The organism is Jatrophihabitans sp. YIM 134969 (assembly GCF_054456675.1).
This window is the reverse complement of sequence record NZ_JBTJEQ010000039.1, coordinates 17,002-35,236: the sequence shown is the minus strand read 5'-3', so window position 1 is coordinate 35,236 and position 18,235 is coordinate 17,002. Positions and strand designations below refer to the sequence as shown.

17 protein-coding genes are annotated in these 18,235 nt (G+C 72.3%); 7 read left to right on the top strand and 10 right to left on the bottom strand.

Going from position 1 to position 18,235, the window contains the following annotated elements:
* The first annotated feature begins 104 nt into the window (after nt 1–104).
* Nucleotides 105–470: a nitrite reductase (NAD(P)H) small subunit gene (locus tag ACXR2U_RS18065; RefSeq protein WP_458826462.1), complete on the top strand. Its 366-nt coding sequence runs from the start codon at nt 105–107 to the stop codon at nt 468–470.
* Nucleotides 471–477: 7 nt separating this feature from the next.
* On the top strand, nt 478–765 hold the full coding sequence (locus ACXR2U_RS18060; protein ID WP_458826461.1) for a winged helix-turn-helix domain-containing protein: 288 nt from the start codon (nt 478–480) through the stop codon (nt 763–765).
* 103 nt (nt 766–868) lie between these two features.
* Here ACXR2U_RS18060 and ACXR2U_RS18055 read toward each other — a convergent pair whose 3' ends face one another.
* Nucleotides 869–1,651, bottom strand: coding sequence for a methyltransferase domain-containing protein (locus ACXR2U_RS18055; RefSeq protein WP_458826460.1), 783 nt, complete (start codon nt 1,649–1,651; stop codon nt 869–871).
* Between the two features lie 70 nt (nt 1,652–1,721).
* Here ACXR2U_RS18055 and ACXR2U_RS18050 point away from each other — a divergent pair, with 70 nt between their 5' ends.
* The 3 genes from ACXR2U_RS18050 to ACXR2U_RS18040 are packed head-to-tail and all read left to right on the top strand — an operon-like array spanning nt 1,722 to nt 3,445.
* Nucleotides 1,722–2,090, top strand: coding sequence for an FKBP-type peptidyl-prolyl cis-trans isomerase (locus ACXR2U_RS18050; protein ID WP_458826459.1), 369 nt, complete (start codon nt 1,722–1,724; stop codon nt 2,088–2,090).
* A gap of 10 nt (nt 2,091–2,100) precedes the next feature.
* The gene (locus ACXR2U_RS18045; RefSeq protein ID WP_458826458.1) at nt 2,101–3,042 is read left to right on the top strand and encodes a nucleoside hydrolase; all 942 of its coding nucleotides are present in this window, start codon (nt 2,101–2,103) and stop codon (nt 3,040–3,042) included.
* Nucleotides 3,043–3,061: 19 nt separating this feature from the next.
* Entirely contained in the window at nt 3,062–3,445 is a 384-nt protein-coding gene (locus ACXR2U_RS18040) for a hypothetical protein (RefSeq protein ID WP_458826457.1), read from the top strand.
* Here ACXR2U_RS18040 and ACXR2U_RS18035 read toward each other — a convergent pair.
* From ACXR2U_RS18035 to ACXR2U_RS18005, 7 genes are all read right to left on the bottom strand, one after another.
* Complete coding sequence (locus tag ACXR2U_RS18035) at nt 3,442–5,694, bottom strand: HelD family protein (protein WP_458826456.1); 2,253 nt, start codon at nt 5,692–5,694, stop codon at nt 3,442–3,444. The two genes, ACXR2U_RS18040 and ACXR2U_RS18035, sit on opposite strands and share 4 nt — an antisense overlap.
* A gap of 22 nt (nt 5,695–5,716) precedes the next feature.
* Nucleotides 5,717–6,475, bottom strand: a complete 759-nt coding sequence (locus tag ACXR2U_RS18030; RefSeq protein WP_458826455.1) for a LamB/YcsF family protein — start codon at nt 6,473–6,475, stop codon at nt 5,717–5,719.
* Between the two features lie 24 nt (nt 6,476–6,499).
* The gene (arfA, locus tag ACXR2U_RS18025) at nt 6,500–8,008 is read right to left on the bottom strand and encodes an arabinosylfuranosidase ArfA (RefSeq protein ID WP_458826454.1); all 1,509 of its coding nucleotides are present in this window, start codon (nt 8,006–8,008) and stop codon (nt 6,500–6,502) included.
* 52 nt (nt 8,009–8,060) lie between these two features.
* A complete protein-coding gene (locus ACXR2U_RS18020) occupies nt 8,061–8,951 on the bottom strand; it encodes a carbohydrate ABC transporter permease (protein ID WP_458826453.1) in 891 nt (296 codons plus the stop codon).
* A gap of 1 nt (nt 8,952) precedes the next feature.
* Nucleotides 8,953–9,903 carry a carbohydrate ABC transporter permease gene (locus tag ACXR2U_RS18015; RefSeq protein ID WP_458826452.1) on the bottom strand — a complete coding sequence of 317 codons (951 nt, stop codon included), beginning with the start codon at nt 9,901–9,903 and terminating at the stop codon, nt 8,953–8,955.
* Nucleotides 9,904–9,977: 74 nt separating this feature from the next.
* Nucleotides 9,978–11,354, bottom strand: a complete 1,377-nt coding sequence (locus ACXR2U_RS18010) for an extracellular solute-binding protein (protein ID WP_458826451.1) — start codon at nt 11,352–11,354, stop codon at nt 9,978–9,980.
* A gap of 83 nt (nt 11,355–11,437) precedes the next feature.
* The gene (locus ACXR2U_RS18005) at nt 11,438–12,505 is read right to left on the bottom strand and encodes a LacI family DNA-binding transcriptional regulator (RefSeq protein ID WP_458826450.1); all 1,068 of its coding nucleotides are present in this window, start codon (nt 12,503–12,505) and stop codon (nt 11,438–11,440) included.
* A gap of 153 nt (nt 12,506–12,658) precedes the next feature.
* On the opposite strand from ACXR2U_RS18005, the gene ACXR2U_RS18000 reads away from it, so the two are divergent.
* Nucleotides 12,659–13,465, top strand: a complete 807-nt coding sequence (locus ACXR2U_RS18000) for a phosphotransferase (protein WP_458826449.1) — start codon at nt 12,659–12,661, stop codon at nt 13,463–13,465.
* Between the two features lie 108 nt (nt 13,466–13,573).
* Here the strand turns inward: ACXR2U_RS18000 and ACXR2U_RS17995 are convergent, their stop codons facing one another.
* Nucleotides 13,574–14,971, bottom strand: a complete 1,398-nt coding sequence (locus ACXR2U_RS17995; RefSeq protein WP_458826448.1) for a WS/DGAT/MGAT family O-acyltransferase — start codon at nt 14,969–14,971, stop codon at nt 13,574–13,576.
* Between the two features lie 232 nt (nt 14,972–15,203).
* Between ACXR2U_RS17995 and ACXR2U_RS17990 the strand changes: the two genes are divergently transcribed.
* Nucleotides 15,204–15,857, top strand: a complete 654-nt coding sequence (locus ACXR2U_RS17990; protein ID WP_458826447.1) for a phosphatase PAP2 family protein — start codon at nt 15,204–15,206, stop codon at nt 15,855–15,857.
* An 11-nt stretch (nt 15,858–15,868) separates the two neighbouring features.
* Here the strand turns inward: ACXR2U_RS17990 and lon are convergent, their stop codons facing one another.
* Nucleotides 15,869–18,229 (bottom strand): endopeptidase La, encoded by a 2,361-nt coding sequence (gene lon / locus ACXR2U_RS17985; protein ID WP_458826446.1) that lies wholly within the window; start codon nt 18,227–18,229, stop codon nt 15,869–15,871.
* Nucleotides 18,230–18,235 lie beyond the last annotated feature (6 nt).

Genomic DNA, 18,235 nt, shown 5'->3' with positions numbered 1-18,235 from the left:
CGTCCGGTCTGTTCGCCCGAGGTTTGCAGGGTCGTAACACGGGCGTCAACGCCGCACAACACGGTCGGGGCAGCCTCGAGGCACCACCCCGAGAGAGGCCGCCGATGACCGCCACGACGACCCGCACCGACGTCCGGTGGAGTCCAGTGTGTTCCGCCGCCGAACCCGCCCGCGGACAGGCGATCGGCCTGCACGTGGGCGGCCACGCCGTCGCCCTGTTCCGCACGCACGACGGCGAGTTGTTCGCCCTCTCCGACGTCGACCCCCACGCCGGACCGGAGGCCCGCGCCGGCGCCCTCTCGGCCGGTCGTCTCGCGTCACGGCGCGACGTCCCGACCGTGGTCGCGGTCGCCTCGGGTCGGCAGTTCGAACTCGCCCGCGGCACGTGCGTCGACGGGTGCGCGTCGGTGACGCCGTTCCCCGTCCGGGTCACGGACGGCGCGGTCGAGGTCGCCGTGCCGGCCGCCTGAGCGGCCCGTGACGCTCTCCCTCGCCGGACACCGTCTCGAGATCGACGACACCGAGGTCCGGCTCGACGGCCGTGTCCTCGACCTCGGCACCGCCGCCCGCGCCCTGCTGGTGCGCCTCGCGGCCGACCCCGGCCGGGTCGTCCCACGCGAGGACCTGCTGGTCGTGCTCCCCAGCGCCGGACACGCCGGCGCCCACGCGGTCGAGGTCGCGGTGAGCCGCCTGCGGGTCGCGCTCGGCGACCCCCTCATCGTGCAGACGGTGGTGAAGCGCGGGTACCGGCTCGCGCTGGACTGAGCCGAGCCAATCCGACGACGGGGCGCCGGAACCGTGCCGGTCGGCCTCCGCGGCACGGTTCCAGCGCCCAGCCGTCGCGTGTCGACCGTCGTGTCGCGGGTGCTCAGAAGCTGCGGCCCACGAGCTGCCAGAAGCGGGCCGTGCGCAGGTAGGGCTCGCGGTCGCACAGGGCGATCTCGAGATCAGCCAGCGCCGCGAAGTAGTCGGGGTCGGCCTTGCGGGCGTCGTCGCGGACGTAGTCGGTCACGCAGCGGATCCCGAAGCGGTGGACCAGTTCGCACCCGGCGCCGACCAGCGCGCTGTGGGCGGCGTCGACGTCGATGCGGGCGACCTGGTGGTCGAACGTCTCCGACCGGCCGGTGGGGTCGTCGAGCGACGCGAGCGCCGCCGCCGGGTCCCCGCCACGGACCACACCTCCGAGCACCTCGGCGGCCGGGTTGGGGCTCAGCAGGGAGATGAGCGCGCCGGAGTCGGCCATGGCGACCACCGCACCGACGCTGCGGCGCAGGTCCTCCCGGTACTGCAACACGTTGTGGCACAGGACGAGGTCGAACTCGCCGAGGTCGAGGGTGCGCAGGTCGTCGATGCCCGCCTCGACCGTCGTCAGCCGATCGTTGCAGCCTGCAGCGGTCGCGGCTGCGTTCGCCTGGTCCAGCAGGGCGGCCGACGGGTCGAGCACGGTGACGTCGTGGCCCCGGCCGGCCAGGTGCAGGGCGTCACGGCCGTCTCCCCCGCCGACGTCGAGCACGCGTAGCCCGCGCGCGTCACCGACGACGACGTCCAGGGTGTGCGCCACCACCGCGTAGCGGATCCGCCCCCACGGCGTCTGCTGGTAGGCGGCCCACTCGGCCAGGCGGCCGTCGAACACGGAGGGGTCGGCGGCCACGGCGGGTGACGCTAGTGCGGTCGGACGGGTGCGGCGACTCCAGTGCCGGGCGTCGTGTTCGATGGGGTGCATGACCGAGATGAGCAAACCCACGATCGACCGCCCGGACGGCCCGGCGCCGACCCAGCTCGTGATCCGCGACATCACCGTCGGCGACGGCGCGGAGGCCGTTCCCGGCGCCCAGGTGACGGTGCACTACGTCGGCGTCGAGTACGACACCGGCGAGCAGTTCGACGCCTCGTGGGACCGCGGCGCCCCCATCGACTTCCCCCTCGCGGGCCTGATCCAGGGCTGGCAGGACGGGATCCCCGGCATGAAGGTCGGCGGCCGTCGCGAGCTGGTGATCCCGCCGGAGCAGGCTTACGGCCCCGCCGGCGGCGGCCACCGGCTCTCGGGCCGGACGCTGGTGTTCGTCATCGACCTGCTCGGCGTGAACTGAGCCCACCGGCATGAGCCGCACACCCGTCGTCCTCGACTGCGACCCCGGCCACGACGACGCCTTCGCGATCCTGCTGGCCGCGGCCCACCCGGACCTCGACCTGCTCGCGATCACGACGGTGTCGGGCAACGGACCGGTCGACAAGGTCACGCTCAACGCACGGCGGGTGTGCACGCTGGCCGGCATCGACGTCGTCGTCGCCGAGGGGGCCGAGAGGCCCCTCGCCGGTGACGCGCACGGTGCCGAGGACATCCACGGCGAGTCCGCGCTCGACGGCGCCGACCTGCCCGAGCCGACCGTTGCACTGTCACCCCTTCCGGCCGTCGAGCAGCTGGTCGAGACGATCGGGGCCAGCGATCAGCCCGTGACCATCGTGGCCACGGCGCCCCTGACCAACGTCGCCACGCTCATCCGCGACCACCCCGAGACCCTCGCGAACGTCAGCGGGATCAGCCTCATGGGCGGCAGCGCGCTGCGCGGGAACGTCACCCCGGCGGCGGAGTTCAACATCTGGGCCGACCCCGAGGCGGCGGCGATCGTGTTCGGCAGTGGCCTGCCACTGAAGATGGTCGGGCTCGACGTCACCCACACGGTGCTCGCCACCCCCGACGTCCTCGACCGGTTCCGCGCCACCGACACCGACCTCGGCTGGATCGGCGCGGACCTGCTGACGTTCTACGCCGACAGCTACCGCACCAAGTTCGGGATGCCGGGTGCGCCGCTGCACGACCCGCTCGCGGTGCTCGCCGTGGTGCACCCGGACTGGCTGGTCTGGCACCACTGTCGTGTCGACATCGAGCTCGACGGCCGGCACACCCGCGGCATGACCGTGGTCGACCTCGACGGTGTGGTCGACACGCCCCCGAACGTCGAGGTCGCCCGCGCCGTCGACGTCGGCCGGTTCTGGGACCTCATGGTCGACAGCGTGCGGCGCCTCGGGGATCCCGGCTGATCCTGGGCAGGCTGACGACGTGCCCACGTTCCGCTTCGACGTCGACCGCTCCTACGCCCTGGCCGCTCTGCCGTTCGGGGTGCGGGCCGACGCCGCGCGCGTGACGGTCGGGGACGGTCGGATGGTCGCCCGCTTCGGGCCGTGGACCGTCGACACCGCGCTGACCAACATCGCCTCGACCGAGTTCTCCGGGCCGTTCCACGTCGTGAAGACGGCCGGCCCCGCGCACCTGACGTTCTCCGACCGCGGCCTGACCTTCGCCACCACCGGGCGTCAGGGCCTGATGATCCGGTTCCACGAGCCGGTCCGCGGCATCGACCCACTCGGCCTGATCCGCCACCCGAACCTCACCGTCACCGTGCTGGACCGGGAGGCACTCGCCGCCGCCCTCGCCGCGGGCTAGAGGGTGAGGCCCGGCGGCAGGGGCTGCCGGTGGACGACGTGCAGGCGCTGGGTGGGGCGGGTCATGGCGACGTAGAGATCGTTGATGCCGCGGGGGGATTCCGCGACCAGCGCCGCGGGCTCCACCAGCACGACGCCGTCGAACTCGAGGCCCTTGGCGTCGGCGACGGTCAGCACCGAGACCGGTGAACCGAGGGCGTTGGTGTCGGCGGTGACCAGACCCGCGGGCAGAGCGGCGGTGACGGCCGCGACGATGGCGGCGTGCTCGCCGCGCGGGGTGATGACCACGACCGTGCCCTCGCCGGTGATCTGGTGTTCCCGGGCGACGACGTCCGCGATCGCGCCGAGCGCCGCGGTGTCCTCGGCCGGCAACGCGGTCGCCTCCGGGTCGTGGCGCCCGACCCGCGCCGACGTCGGGGCCTTGGCCGTCGACCCGGCCGCGGCGAGGACCGAGGCGGCGAGGTCCATGACCTGCTCCGGCGTGCGGTAGTTGACCGTGAGCTCGGCCTCGGTGAACCGGTCCTCGACGTGCGGGCGCAACACCTCGGCCCACGAGCTCGCGCCGGCGGCCGAGCCGGTCTGCGCGACGTCGCCGACCACGGTGAGCGACCGCGTGGGGCAGCGCCGCATGAGCAGGCGCCAGGCCATGGGTGACAACTCCTGGGCCTCGTCGACCACGATGTGCCCGTAGGCCCACCCGCGGTCCGCGCCGGCCCGCTCGGCGACGCTGCCCAGTGCCCGTCCGCCGACGTAGCGCGAGGCGAGGTCCTCGGCCGACACCATCTCCGCCCCGCCGAAGGTGTCCTGGACCTGGCGGGCGTACTCGACCTCCTGCTTGCGCTCCGCGTCGGCGCGGGCCTGCTCGCGCTGGTCGGCGGAGTCGTCCTCGCCGAGCAGTTCCGCGGCCTCGTCGAGCAGGGGGACGTCGGCGAGGGTCCACGGCGCGGTCCGCTCGCGGTGCAGCAACGCCCGCTCGGCCCGGGACAACCGCCCCGCGGCCTCCCCGAGTCGTTCGGGCAGCGCGTACAGGTCGCGGACGAGGCGCTCGGGGGTGATCGGCGCCCAGCACCAGTTCACCTCGCGCCGGACGTCGCGGGAGCCGAACAGCTCGGCCATGAGCGAGGCGCGGGTCTCCTGGTCCAACTCCTCGCCGCGCCGGTCGGCGAGCTGGCGCACCAGACGGCGCAGGACCTCGGCCACGAACGTCGACCGGGCCACGTTGTGGGGCGACCGGGTGCGCCGGGCCCGCTCGCGGGCCTCCTTGACGTCGTGCGGCTGCAGCGTGAGCGTCGTGCCCTCGACGTCGAGCGACACGGACCGGGCTGGGATCCGCTGGCGGCGTCGGACGGCCTCGGCGATCACCGCAGCCATCCGCAGGTCGCCCTTGAGCGCCACGACGGCGTCGGCGTCGACCGCCGTGGCCACCACCCCGGGGTACAGCTCCCCCGGTGTCGACATGACGACGGCGTCGGCCTCACCGAGCGAGGGGAGCACCTGGTCGATGTAGCGCAGGAACACCCGGTTCGGCCCGACCAGCAGCACGCCGGAGCGGGCGATGCGGTCGCGGTTGGCGTAGAGCAGGAAGGCCGTGCGGTGCAACGCGACGGCGGTCTTGCCCGTACCGGGCCCGCCCTGCACCACGAGCACACCCGGCAGCGGCGCCCGGATGACCCGGTCCTGGTCGGCCTGGATGGTGGCGACGATGTCGCGCATCCGGCCGGAGCGGGCGGCGTCGAGGCTCGCGTAGAGCGCGCCCTCGCCGACCACGACGTGGCCGCCGTCGACACCGTCGCGCTCGAAGCCCTCGAGGTCGAGCACCTCGTCCTGGACTCCCGTGACGGCGCGGTCGACGGTGGTGATCGAACGGCGGCGCAGCACGCCGTCCGGTCGCAGGGCGGTGGCTTGGTAGAACGGCTCGGCGGCAGGTGCCCGCCAGTCGACGAGCAGCTCGCGGCGGTCGTCGTCGGAGATGCCGATGCGCCCGACGTACCGGCGCCGGCCCTCGGCGAGGTCGAGGCGCCCGAAGCACAGCCGGTCCTCGACCGCGGCCAGGGTGCGGACCCGCTCGGCGTACAGGCGCATGAACGCGTCACGCTCGGTACGGGCCGCCGGCGTGTTGGCTGTGCTGCTGCGGGCCACACGGTCGAGCGCCGCGGCCGCCTCGATCCGCAGCTGGTCGAGTTTGGAGTAGAGGACGTCGACGTGGACCTGCTCGGTGGCCAGTTCCTCAGCCACCATCCCCGACGTCACAGGGACATCATCCCAGGGCGCCTCACGCGAACGCGGCGACGCCCACCCCGGCCGCGTCGAGAGCCCTCCGGACCGCGGCCGCGATGGCCACGGCGCCCGGTGTGTCGCCGTGCAGGCACACCGACCGTGCGACGACCACGACGTCCGATCCGTCCACCGCGGTCACCCGCCCCTCGGTCGCGAGCCGGACCACCCGGGCGGCGATCTCGTCCGGGTCCTCCAGCACGGCGCCGACCTCGCCGCGCGGCACCAACGTGCCGTCAGGGCGGTACGCACGGTCGGCGAAGGCCTCGGTCACCGTGCGGACACCCCGGCGCTCGGCCTCGGCCAGCAGCAACGACCCGGGCAGACCGAGCACGGCCAGGGTGTCGTCGTACGCCTCGAGGGCGTCGAGGACGGCACCCGCCTGGGCGCCGTGGCTGATCGTTGCATGGTACAACGCTCCGTGCGGCTTGAGGTAGGTCACGCGGCCACCCGCCGCGCGGGCCAGGCCGTCGAGCGCGCCGAGTTGATACAGGACGTCCGCGGCCAGGTCGGTCGGGCTGACGTCGACGAACCGGCGCCCGAACCCGGCCAGGTCGCGGTACGAGACCTGGCCGCCGATCGAGACGCCCGCGCGCACGGCGTTGACGCAGGTCCGGCGCAGCGTGGTCGGGTCACCGGCGTGGAACCCGCACGCCACGTTCGCGCTGGTGACCAGCGGGAGCAGGGCGTCGTCGTCGCCGAGGGTCCAGCGCCCGAACGACTCGCCCAGGTCCGCGTTGAGGTCGACCGGGCCCATACCGCGACCCTACGGCCGCCGGCCCTACGCGGGCCGCAGCGTGAGCATGTTCCACGACAACGGTGGCAGCACGACCGACACCGTTCCGCCGTCGGCGTGGACGTCGTCGTGCCGCCGCGGCGTCACCCGGTCCGGTTCGGCCGCCGAGTTGACGGCGTCGGGGTCGTCGTCGTGGACCGCGACGTGTTCGGCGACGACGGTTCCCCCGAGCGCGCGGACGTCGAGGTCGAGGGTGTGCTGGTCGTGCTGCGCGCGGTTGACGGCGAACACCGACACCGAGCCGTCCTCGGGGTGGTGCACAGCGACCATGTCCAGGAGCGGGACCTCCCCCATCCACGCCGTCTCGTGCCGGTCGCCGGTGGGCACGGTGTGCAGCACGGTGCCACGGCCGTGGGCGGACGTCAGTGCGAACGGGTGGAAGGTGGTCTGGCGCCACGACGGCCCGTCCGGTTCGGACCGGATCGGGGCGATGACGTTGACCAGCTGCGCGAGGCAGCCGATCTTGACCCGGTCGGCGTGCTTGAGCAGCGAGATCATCAGGTCGCCGACGACCACGGCGTCGGTGACCGAGTACGTGTCCTCGATGAGGCGGGGCGCCTCGGTCCACTCGGTCGGGTCCCCCTGGTCGGCGAACCGGGTCTGGTACCAGACGTTCCACTCGTCGACCGAGAGCGTCATCGTCTTGCGGTGCCGTCCCTTGGCCTTGACGAAGTCGGCGGTCGCGACGGCCTCCTCGATGAACCGGTCGAGCTCGACCGCTGCGGCGAGGAAGCTGTCGCGGTCACGCTTGCGTTCCTCGTAGTAGCTGTGCAGCGACAGGTGGTCGACCACGTCGTAGGTCTCCTCCAGGACCGTGGCCTCCCACGCCCCGAAGGTGGGCATGCGCCGGTTCGAGCTGCCCACCGCCACCAGTTCGATGGACGGGTCGACCCACCGCATGACCTTGCCGGCCTCGCGGGCGATGCGGCCGTACTCGTGGGCGGTCTTGTGGCCGATCTGCCAGGGGCCGTCGAGTTCGTTGCCCAGGCACCACACCTTGATGCCGAACGGGTCGGAGGAACCGTTGCGGCGGCGGAGGTCGGAGAGTTGCGTGCCGCCCGGGTGGTTGCAGTACTCGACCAACCGGCGGGCGTCGTCGACCGTCCCGGTGCCGAGGTTGACCGCCATCATCGGCTCGGTGCCGACCCGCTGGGCCCACCCCATGAACTCGTGGACGCCGACCTGGTTGGTCTCGATCGAGTGCCACGCGAGGTCGAGGCGCACCGGCCGCTCCTCCTTCGGGCCGATGCCGTCCTCCCACCGGTAGCCCGAGACGAAGTTCCCGCCGGGGTAGCGCACGATCGGCACGTCAAGCTCGGTGACGAGGTCGGCGACGTCGGCGCGGAAACCGTGTTCGTCGGCGGTGTCGTGGCCGGGTTCGTAGATCCCGGTGTAGACGCACCGGCCCATGTGCTCGACGAACGACCCGTAGACCCGCGGGTCCACCTCGCTGACGGGCAGGGACGGGTCGATGGCGACGTGGCTGTGGTGCACAGGACTCCTCGAGGAGAGAGACGGAACGGGTGGTTCGTCGGGGCGGTGCGGGTCAGCCCTTGAGGCCGGTCCCCGCGACGCCCTCGACGATCTGCCGTTGGAAGAACAGGAACAACGCGATGAGCGGCAGCGCGCCGAGCAGCGCGGCCGCCATGGTGTCGGCGTAGCGGATGCCGAAGTTGCCCTGCACGGTCGCAAGACCGACGGGGATGGTCATGAGCTTGGGGTTCGACAGCACCAGCAACGGCCAGAGCAGGTTGTTCCACGACCAGATGAAGGTGAAGATCGAGACCGCCGCGATCGCCGGGCGCGTCAAGGGCATCGCGACCGTGCGGTAGATCCGCCAGGTGCTCGCGCCGTCGATGCGGGCGGCCTCCTCCAACTCCTTGGGCAGGCCGTCGAAGAACTGCTTGAAGACGAACACCGCGATCGCGGTCGGCACCTGCGGCAGGATGACGGCCCAGTAGGTGTTGAGCAGGCCCATCGATCCGATCTCGCGGAACAGCGGCACGATGAGCACCTGGCTCGGGATGAGGATCCCGGCGAGGATGAAGCCCAGCATCGCACCGCGGTAGCGGAAGTTCAGCCGTGACAGCGCGAACGCCGCGAGGCTCGCGGTCACCACGGTCAGGAGCGCCGTGGCCCCCGAGGTGATGAGGCTCGAGGCGTACCAGTGCCAGATGTCGCCCTGCGACAGGATCGACCCGAACGAGTCGAGGGTCGGGTTCTTGATCCACCACGTCACCGGGAGCTCGGCGGTCTCGCCGTTGGGCTTCAGCGCGGTGTCGAGCGCCCACAGCAGCGGGACCAGCCAGATGATCGCGAACGCGATCATGACGCCGAGACAGACCCGGTTGAACAGCTTCGAGCCGGACACCGCCATGGCGCCCGAGGCGCGGGTGCGGCCCTCGGGGACCGGCTTGTCGGTGATGACGGTGGCCATGTCAGACCTCTCCCTCGGAGCGACGCGTCTGGATGAACCAGACGGCGGAGACGAGCAGGACCAGGACGAAGTAGAGGGTCGACGCGGCCGCGCCGTACCCGACGCGGAAGTCGGTGAACCCGACGTCGTAGATGTACTCGAGCGCCGGCCGGGTGCTGAAGTTCGGCCCGCCCGCGGTCATGATGTACATCTGGTCGAAGACCTTGAGCGACGCGATGACCTGCAGCACCACCACCAGGGTCGTGGTCCGCTTCAGCAGCGGGATGGTGATCCGGCGGATCTGTTGCACGGTGCTCGCGCCGTCGAGCGCCGAGGACTCGTACAGCTCACGCGGGATCTCCTGCAACCCCGCCAGGTACAGGACGAAGTTGAACCCCAACGTCCACCAGACGGTGGCCATCGCGATCGAGACCATCGCCCAGTTCGGGTCGCCCAACCAGCCGGGCGCGGTCAGCCCGACCTTCTCCACCGCGGCCGAGGCCAACCCCAGGCCGGGGGTGTACAGCCAGATCCAGATGAGGGCCATGACGGCCGACGGCAGGATGTAGGGCGCGAAGAACGCCAGCCGGAAGAACCACCGGCCGTGCGAGGCGCGCTCGACGAGCAGCGCGAACACCAACGACAGCACCACCAACGGCGGCGTGGTGAGCAGAGTGAACAGGACCGTGTGCCACATCGACGACCAGAAGTCGGACGACCCGAACGCCTCAACGTAGTTGTCGAAGCCCACGAAGCTGCCGAGGCCGGACTTGACCAGGCTGGTGTCGAAGAAGCTCATCACCAGGCCGTAGACCGCAGGGCCCACGACGAACAGCAGGTACAGCAGCACGAACGGGGCGAGGAACCAGAACGCGGACCGGCCGTCGGACCGGACGCGGCCGCCGCGCGGCCGGGGCGCGACCGGGCGGGCGGTGTCGACGGGTGTGGTGGTCGGGCTGAGAGTCGTGCTCACAGGGATCTCCCGGAGGGGGCGTCGGTGCGGTGGGCGCTGGACGGCTTGACCCGTGGGGGTCAGGTGGTGGCGCGTCACGTCGGTGGCGCCGTCCGCGAGAGGACGCCGAGTTTGTCCTTGATCTGCGCCAGACCGCTCGCGGGCGTGGCCACACCGCTCATCACCGCACCGACCGAGCCGCCGATGATGATCTCGAAGTTGGAACCCGATCCGGAGTACCAGCCGTCGGGGTCGTAGACCGCGGCGTCGGCCGCCGCGGCGTACCGCGACTGGGGGGTGAGCTTCTTGTACTCGTCGCTGTCGCGGTACGGCAGCCAGGCGGGCACGTGCCCGCCCTCGGCCCAGGTGTTGCTCTGGTCGAGCAGCGAGCGGATGAACACCAACGACCGGTCGAGGTCGTCGGCGGACATCCCCTTGCGTTTCGGGACGACCAGCGTGTGTGAATCGGCCTGCACCTTGTAGCCGTCGCTGCCGCCGTAGACGTTCGGGAACGTCGTCATGCTGAACGGGGTCTTGGCCGTCTGGAACGTCGTGATCTCCCACTCGCCCTGGAAGAAGAACCCGGCGCGGCCGGCGGAGAACAGCGCGATCGACCCCTGGTAGTCGAGGGTTCCCGGCATGAGGCCCTTGGTGTTCAGGCCGCTCATGAACCGCAGGACCTCCATGGCCTTGTCGTCGTCGATCACCACCCTGGTGCCGGAATCGGCGAGCACTTCTCCGCCGAGTTGGCTGTAGAGCGACTGGAACATGCGCCACGGCGTGGAGGTTTCGTTGACCGCTGCAACGGTCGCGCCGTACTGGCCGGTGACCTCCTTGGCCCGGGTGAGGGCGTCGACGAACGCGTCCTCACCGTCGAGCGGCTTCAGTACGCCGGAACTGTCGAGCAGTCCGGCCTTCTCGCAGACGTCGGTGTTGTAGAAGCAGACGAACGGGTGGGTGTCGAGCGGGATCGCGTAGGCACGACCGTCGACCAGCCCGGTCTGCCACGCGGTGTCGTTGAAGTTGCTCGCGTCCATGCCGTGGTCGGTGAGGTCGGCGGGGGTCAGTTCGGTCAGCAGGCCCGCCGCCTGCAGGGTCTTCATGCGGGTCAGGTGCGCGACCGCGACGTTCGGCGGTTTGTCACCGATGGTCGCGAGCGCCAGCTTGGTGTAGTACGGGTTGCCCCAGGCCAGGGTCACCGCCTGGAGCGCGATCTCCGGGTTGGCCCGCTCGAAGCCCGCCTGCATGGCCTGCATGCGGACACCGTCGCCGCCACCGAACAGGTTCCAGTAGTCGATCGAGCCCGGGTCGACCTGCGAGCCGAACAGGCCCGCGGCGACGGGCGACGAACAGGCCGACAACGCGCCGGCGCCGAGCACGCCGGCACCGAGAGCGACGGCGCCGCCGAGGAAACCTCGTCGCGACAACGGGATCCCGGTGGCGGGAGGTGGACTGGTGGGGTGGGATCTCATCGGGACACGTCCTTCACTGCGATGGGAAGACGGGCGGGCGGCCAGGGGGTCGAGAGCGGCGGGTACGGCGGCGGGTACGGAGGTCAGGGCGGCGGCGGGCGTCCGGGCGACGGCCCGGTCGAGGCCCGGACCACCAGGTGCACGGGCAGCAGCAACCGGCGCGGCACCTCGCGGCCGGCGATGCGGTCGAGCAGCAGGGTGGCCGCACGCGCACCGGTCTCGGCGAACGGCACGTGCACGGTGGTGAGGGCGGGGACGAGGTAGGCCGACGCCTCGAGGTCGTCGCACCCGATCACCGACACCTGCGCCGGCACCTCGAGGCCGCGGTCGGCGAGCAGGCGCAGCACGCCCGCGGCCATGACGTCGTTGTGCACAAACAGCGCGGTGGTGTCCGGTGCCGCGTCGAGCAGGGCGCCGGCGGCGGCGTAGGCGCCCGCAGGGGTCCAGTCCGCCGTCGCCACCCGGACGTCGGGCAGCGGGACACCGGCCTCGTCGAGACGGTCCCGGAAGCCGCGGTCACGGGCCTGGACCACCTCGCGCTCGGCGGGGCCGGTGACCGCCCCGATCGCGCGGTGGCCGAGGTCGAGCAGGTGCTCCGCGGCGAGGGCACCGGTGCGGCGGTGGTCGGAGCCGAGCAGCACGGCCCCCACCCCCGGCAGGTGGTTGAGGCTGACCAGCGGCAGGGTGGCGGGGAACGCGTCGGCGAGGGTGCCGTCGGCCTCGAGGCTGGGCGCGACGACGAGGACGCCGTCGACCCGGCGTTCGAGCAGCGTGCGCAGCGACGTCGTGGTCGGGATCTCCGGACGCACCCCGACCAGCACCGCCGCCTGTCCCTGGCCGGCGAACTCCTCCTGGGCGCCCGCGACGAAGCCGGAGAGCGCGACGTCGGCCAGGTCGTCGGCGAGGATGCCGACGGTGACGGTGGACCCGCCGACCAGTTGCCGGGCCAGGCCGTTCGGGACGTAGCCCAGCTCGGTGGCGGCGGCGTGGATGCGGTCGACGGTCGCCGGCGCGGCCACGCCCCGCCGACCGTTGAGGACCTTGCTCGCGGTCTGGAAGCTCACGCCGGCCCGCGCGGCGACGTCCTTCAGCGAGACGTACACGGCGGGCCTCCCCTCGCGGTGGGCGACGTGCGGCGTGCGCCAGGTCACGCGAACGTTCGCCCTGGTGGGTGTTCGCCCATCTTGGGGGGGTTCGTCGGGCGCGTCAAGAGTCGATGTGGGCGTTCACACCGAACCGAGGGGTGGGTCGGCACCCGCGTCGTGGGGCGGATCCGGACGGTCGCGGACCTAGGCTGGCCCACCGTGACCGAGCACGAGGTACCGCTGCCGGGCGGCGACGTCACCGAGGGCGTGGTGCGCGTCGGTGACACCGTGCGCCGCCCGGTCGGCGACCACACCCCGACCGTCCACGCCGTCCTCCGTCACCTCGAGCGCGAGGGGTTCGACGGCGCCCCGCGGGTGCTCGGCGTGGACGACCGCGGCCGGGAGGTCCTCACCTACGTCGAGGGCGAGGTCGCCGGACGGCCGTGGCCCGCCTGGGTCGGCGACGAGGACCGGGGGGTCTCGGTCGCCCGGCTGCTGCGTCGCCTCGACGATGCGCTCGAGGGGTTCGGCCTGCCACCGGGGCAGCCGACCGACACGACCCGACCCGGCCTGCCCGACAAACCCGGTCCCCCACCGTGGTTCCTCGGCCACCGCGACGTCACGCCGGAGAACACCGTGTTCCGCGACGGCACCGCCGTGGCGCTCGTCGACTTCGACCTCCTGCGGCCCTCGACCCGTGTCGACGAGGTCGTGAACCTGCTGCTGTGGTGGGCGGGCTGGACGGCGCCCGCCGATCGCGACCCGGCCTTCGCGGGAATCGACCCCGCGCACCGGGCGGCGGTGCTCGTCGACGCCTACGGACTCTCCCCCGCCGAGCGCGAGCTGGTGGTGCCGCTCGCGGTCGTCACCGCCGTCCGCAGCTGGGCCTCGATGCAGGAGCGCGCCGCGAGGTTCGGCGGCGGGTGGGCGCGCATGTGGGACGAGGGCATCGGCGACGTCATCCACCGCCGCGAGCTGTGGCTGCGCGACGAAGCCGACGCCCTCGCCTCCGCCCTCACGTCCTGACCTCCGCGCGAACGCCGGAGCCTGGACTCACAGAAGTGCAGGGTTTGGTCGTTCAACGACGATCCGAACGACCGAACCCTGCACTTTTCTCACATGAGAAGCGCCGGATCAGGCGACGCCCGCGGCCTGCTCCAGCGCGGTGACCTCGTCCTCGAGGTGGCCGAGCAGGCGCTGCAGGTGCGGGACGCGACGCCGGCAGCCGACCAGACCGAAGCCGATGTCGTCGCCGTAGGTGGTGCAGGTGATGTTGAGGGCCTGGCCCTGCACCGGGATCGAGAGCGGGTACATGCCGGAGGTGGCACCGCCGTCGAGGTAGGTCTGGGTGCGTGGGCCCGGCACGTTGCTGATGATGAGGTTGAACGGCGGCCGGGCGACGTCCTGCAGCGGGAACACCAGGTTCAGCGCCATGGGTGAGATCCCGAGCGCGCTCATCATGAGGATCTGCACGGGCGTCATCGCCGAGAGGGCGGCCTTGCCCTCGACCATCGACCGGTGCACGTGGTCGAGCCGGTCGCCGGAGTCGGGCAGGTGGGTGCCGAGGTTGCACATCGTCATCCCGATGGCGTTGCCCTCGCGGCCACCGTCCTCGTCGCGCAGTGACACCGGCACCATCGCGATCAGCGGGGCGTCGGGCAGCGCGTTGAGGTCGAGCAGGTAGCTGCGCAGCGCGCCCGAGCACATCGAGAGCACGACGTCGTTGAGCGTGTAGTCGCCGGACTTGGCGATCCGTCGCAACCGCTCCAACGGCCAGTCCTGGGCGGCGAACCGCCGCGAGCCGCTGATCGAGGTGTTGAAGATCGTGCGGGGCGCGGAGAACGACACCGGCGCCGCCTCGCCGCGGATGCCGCGCACCAGCGTGGTGGCGAGGGCCGGCGCCAGGCTCGCGGCGTTCTCGGCCAGGTGCAGCGCGGTCTGCCCCGCCCCCACCAGCTGCTGCACCGGGTTGCTGTCGGTGTGGATGATCTCCTTCGGCGCCTCCGGCCGGGCCTTGCGGGTGATCGCCCACGGCGGGGTGAAGACGCCCTCGGCGTCGGTGGACAGGCACTCCTGCGCGAGCCGCATCGCCGACACGCCGTCCATCACCGAGTGGTGGACCTTGGTGTAGATCGCGAGCCGGCCGTCGGCGAGGCCCTCGATGACGTGGAACTCCCACAGCGGCCGGCTGCGGTCGAGCGGCGTGCCGTGCAGCCGCGAGACCAGGGCGAGCAACTCCAGCACCCGGCCGGGCTTGGGCAACGCGCTGTGCCGGACGTGGTGGTCGAGGTCGACGTCGGCGTCCTCCGACCAGCCGGGCAGGCCACCGGTGGTGAGCGACCGCCGGGCCCGGCGGCGGAAGCGCGGGTTGAGGACGGGCTCGGCGCGCAGGCGTTCGTAGAGCGCCAGGGCGTCCCAGCCGTCGCCGCCCTCGGGTGGGTCGAACAGCTCGAGCCCCCCGACGTGCATCGGCTGCTCACGGGTCTCCCCGATCAGGAACATCGAGTCCGCGGGCGACATCGGCACGAGCACTGTGGACCATCTCCTCCGCCGGCGTCTCGACGACCTTGCCTCGGTGCAACGACATGTGGAACCGCCGGTAACCGGTCGTACCCGCTGACGTGACCGATCTTGCACCTCCCGCTCGTGACACGCCCAGCGGTGGGGTCAGCGGTGCGGCCGGAGATCCGGCTCCGGCCTCCCGACGCCGCGCGTGGAGGCGGCAGGTGCTGCGCCTCGCGCCCGGACGGCGCAGGATCGACCCGTGACGCGCGTGCTGCAACCGACTCGGACCGCGACCCGTGCGGCGGGCGTGCTGGCGGTGCTGTTCGCCGCGCTCACGGTGGTCGTCGCGCTCGAGCCCCGGTGGCTCAGCGTGTCGGTCGACGGCGCGGTGTCGAACCGGGTGCGCGACCTCGCCGGTCGGACCACCCTGCTCGACGTCACCCGCGTCGTCACCTGGCTCGGCCACCCGCTGGTGGTCGACGCGCTGGTGCTGCTGTTCGCAGCCGTGCTGTGGCGGGCCCACCGACCCGTCGCCGCGGTGTCGCTGGTCGTCACCGGACTGGTGTCGCTGCTGGTGCGGGCGCTGGTCAAGGACCTGGTGGCCCGGCCGCGGCCCGGCGGCGGGTTCAGCACCGCGACAGGCGGCTCGTTCCCCTCCGGCCACACCGCGGGCGCCGCGTTCCTCGCCGTCGCGGCGATCGCGCTCCTCACCCGCGCCTGGGTCACGGTCGTCGCCGTCGGCTACACGGTGGTCGTCGGCGCGTCGCGCATCGTCCTCAACGTGCACTGGGTGTCCGACGTCGTCGGTGGAGTGTTGCTCGGAGCAACGTTCGGGTTGCTGGTTCCCTGGGCGCAGACGCAGATCGGGGAGCGTTGGCCCCGCATCAGCGGGTCAACGCTCCCCGATCGGTAGAGCGGTGGGACTCAGGCAGCGACCTGGGCGGTCTGCTCCCCCGTGGCCGCGGGCTCGAGCGCGAGGGCGACGATGTCGGCGACGTCGTCGACCAGGTGCACGTCGAGCTGCTCCAGCACGTCGGCCGGGACGTCGTCCAGGTCCGGGCCGTTGCGGGCCGGCAGGAAGATCGTCTTCAGCCCGGCGCGGTGGGCGGCGAGCAGCTTCTGCTTCACGCCGCCGATCGGCAGGACCCGGCCGTTCAGCGTGACCTCACCGGTCATGCCGACGTCGGACCGCACCGGCCGCCCCGTGATGAGCGAGGACAGCGCCGTCACCATCGTGACGCCCGCGGACGGGCCGTCCTTCGGGACCGCACCCGCCGGGAAGTGGACGTGGACACCCTTGCCCAGCTGCGCGACCTCGGCCTCGGTGATGCCGTCGATCGCCGACCCGTGGGCCTTGAGGTAGCTGACCGCGATCTGGGCCGACTCCTTCATGACGTCACCGAGCTGACCGGTGAGCGAGAGACCCCCCTTGGCCTCGGGGTCCGGCGTGCTCGGCACGACGGCCTCGATGAACAGGACGTCACCGCCCGCACCCGTGACCGCGAGACCGGTGGCGACACCGGGAACCGCGGTGCGCTCGGCGGATTCCGGCGTGAACCGCGGCCGGCCGAGGAAGTCCTTCAACGTGTCGGTGTCGACCAGGACGGGCGCGGGGTCGCCGCTGCCCAGCTTGGTGGCCGCCTTGCGCAGGATCTTCGCCACGGCCCGCTCGAGCTGCCGCACGCCCGCCTCGCGGGTGTACTCGCCGGCCAGCTGCGCCAGCACCTCGTCGGTGATGACGACGTCGTCGGCACCGAGTGCTGCACGCTGCAACTGTCGCGGCAGCAGGTGCTTGCGGGCGATCGAGGTCTTCTCGGCCTCGGTGTAACCGTCGAGGCTGACGAGCTCCATGCGGTCGAGCAACGGGCCGGGGATGGTGTCGGCGACGTTGGCGGTCGCGAGGAACACGACGTCGGAGAGGTCGAGGTCCAGGTCGAGGTAGTGGTCGCGGAACGTGTGGTTCTGCGCCGGGTCCAGCACCTCGAGCAGGGCCGCCGCGGGGTCACCGCGGAAGTCCGAGCCGACCTTGTCGATCTCGTCGAGCAGGACGACCGGGTTCATGGAGCCGGCCTCCTTGATGGCCCGGACGATGCGACCGGGCAGCGCACCGACGTACGTGCGCCGGTGACCACGGATCTCGGCCTCGTCCCGCACCCCGCCGAGGGCGACGCGCACGAAGTTGCGGCCGAGGGCCCGCGCGACCGACTCCCCCATGGAGGTCTTGCCGACGCCGGGAGGGCCGATCAGGGCGAGCACGGCACCACTGCCGCGTCCGCCGACGACCTCGAGGCCACGCTCGGCGCGGCGGGCGCGCACGGCGAGGTACTCGACGATCCGGTCCTTGACGTCCTCGAGGCCCTCGTGGTCGGCGTCGAGGATCTCGCGTGCGCCGAGCAGGTCGTGGGTGTCCTCGGTGCGGGTGCTCCACGGGAGCTCGAGCACGGTGTCGAGCCAGGTGCGGATCCAGCCGGACTCGGGGCTCTGGTCGCTGCTGCGCTCGAGCCGGTCGACCTCGCGCAGGGCGGCGGTCATCACGGCCTCGGGCAGCTCGGCGGCCTCGACCTTGGCGCGGTAGTCGTCACTGCCGTCGGGCTCGGACTCGCCCAGCTCCTTGCGGATGGCGGCGAGTTGCTGACGCAGCAGGAACTCGCGCTGGGTCTTGTCCATGCCCTCGCGGACGTCGTCGCGGATGCGCTCGGCGACGTCGAGCTCGGCGAGGTGCTCACGGGTCCAGGTCAGCGCCTTGGACAGCCGCTCGGCGACGTCGGTCGTCTCGAGCAGCTCCCGCTTCTTCTCGTCCGAGAGGTAGCTGGCGTAGCCCGACATGTCGGCGATCGCCGACGGGTCGGTCATGGCCTGGACGTTGTCGATGATCTGCCAGGCGTTGCGGCGCTGGAGCACCGACACGACGACCGTCTTGTACTCGGCGGCGAGCTCGCGCTCCTTGCCCGTGGGCTCGTGCGGTGCGACGACCTCGACCTCGACCCAGAGGGCCGCGCCGGGGCCGGTGGTGCCGGCGCCGATCCGGGCGCGCTCGGTGGCGCGGACGACGGCTCCGCGGGCGCCTCCGGGGAGACGGCCGATCTGCTCGATCTCCGCGACGACGCCGACGGCGGCGTGACGGTCGGGCAGGCGGGGGGTGAGCAGGAGCCGCTCGTCGCCGGCGGCGCGGGCGGCGTCGACCGCGGCCTGGGCCGCGTCGTCGAGTTCGATGGGGACGACCATGCCGGGCAGCACGACCTGGTCGGTCAGCGCCAGCACCGGCAGGGTGAGGGTTTCAGCCATGCTCGT

Coding starts and splice junctions, on each gene's coding strand:
- lon (WP_458826446.1), bottom strand. CDS start 18,229: ATGGCTGAAACCCTCACCCTGCCGGTGCTGGCGCTGACCGACCAGGTC.
- ACXR2U_RS18050 (WP_458826459.1), top strand. CDS start 1,722: ATGACCGAGATGAGCAAACCCACGATCGACCGCCCGGACGGCCCGGCG.
- ACXR2U_RS18065 (WP_458826462.1), top strand. CDS start 105: ATGACCGCCACGACGACCCGCACCGACGTCCGGTGGAGTCCAGTGTGT.
- ACXR2U_RS18045 (WP_458826458.1), top strand. CDS start 2,101: ATGAGCCGCACACCCGTCGTCCTCGACTGCGACCCCGGCCACGACGAC.
- ACXR2U_RS18010 (WP_458826451.1), bottom strand. CDS start 11,354: ATGAGATCCCACCCCACCAGTCCACCTCCCGCCACCGGGATCCCGTTG.
- ACXR2U_RS18020 (WP_458826453.1), bottom strand. CDS start 8,951: ATGGCCACCGTCATCACCGACAAGCCGGTCCCCGAGGGCCGCACCCGC.
- ACXR2U_RS18030 (WP_458826455.1), bottom strand. CDS start 6,475: ATGGGCCCGGTCGACCTCAACGCGGACCTGGGCGAGTCGTTCGGGCGC.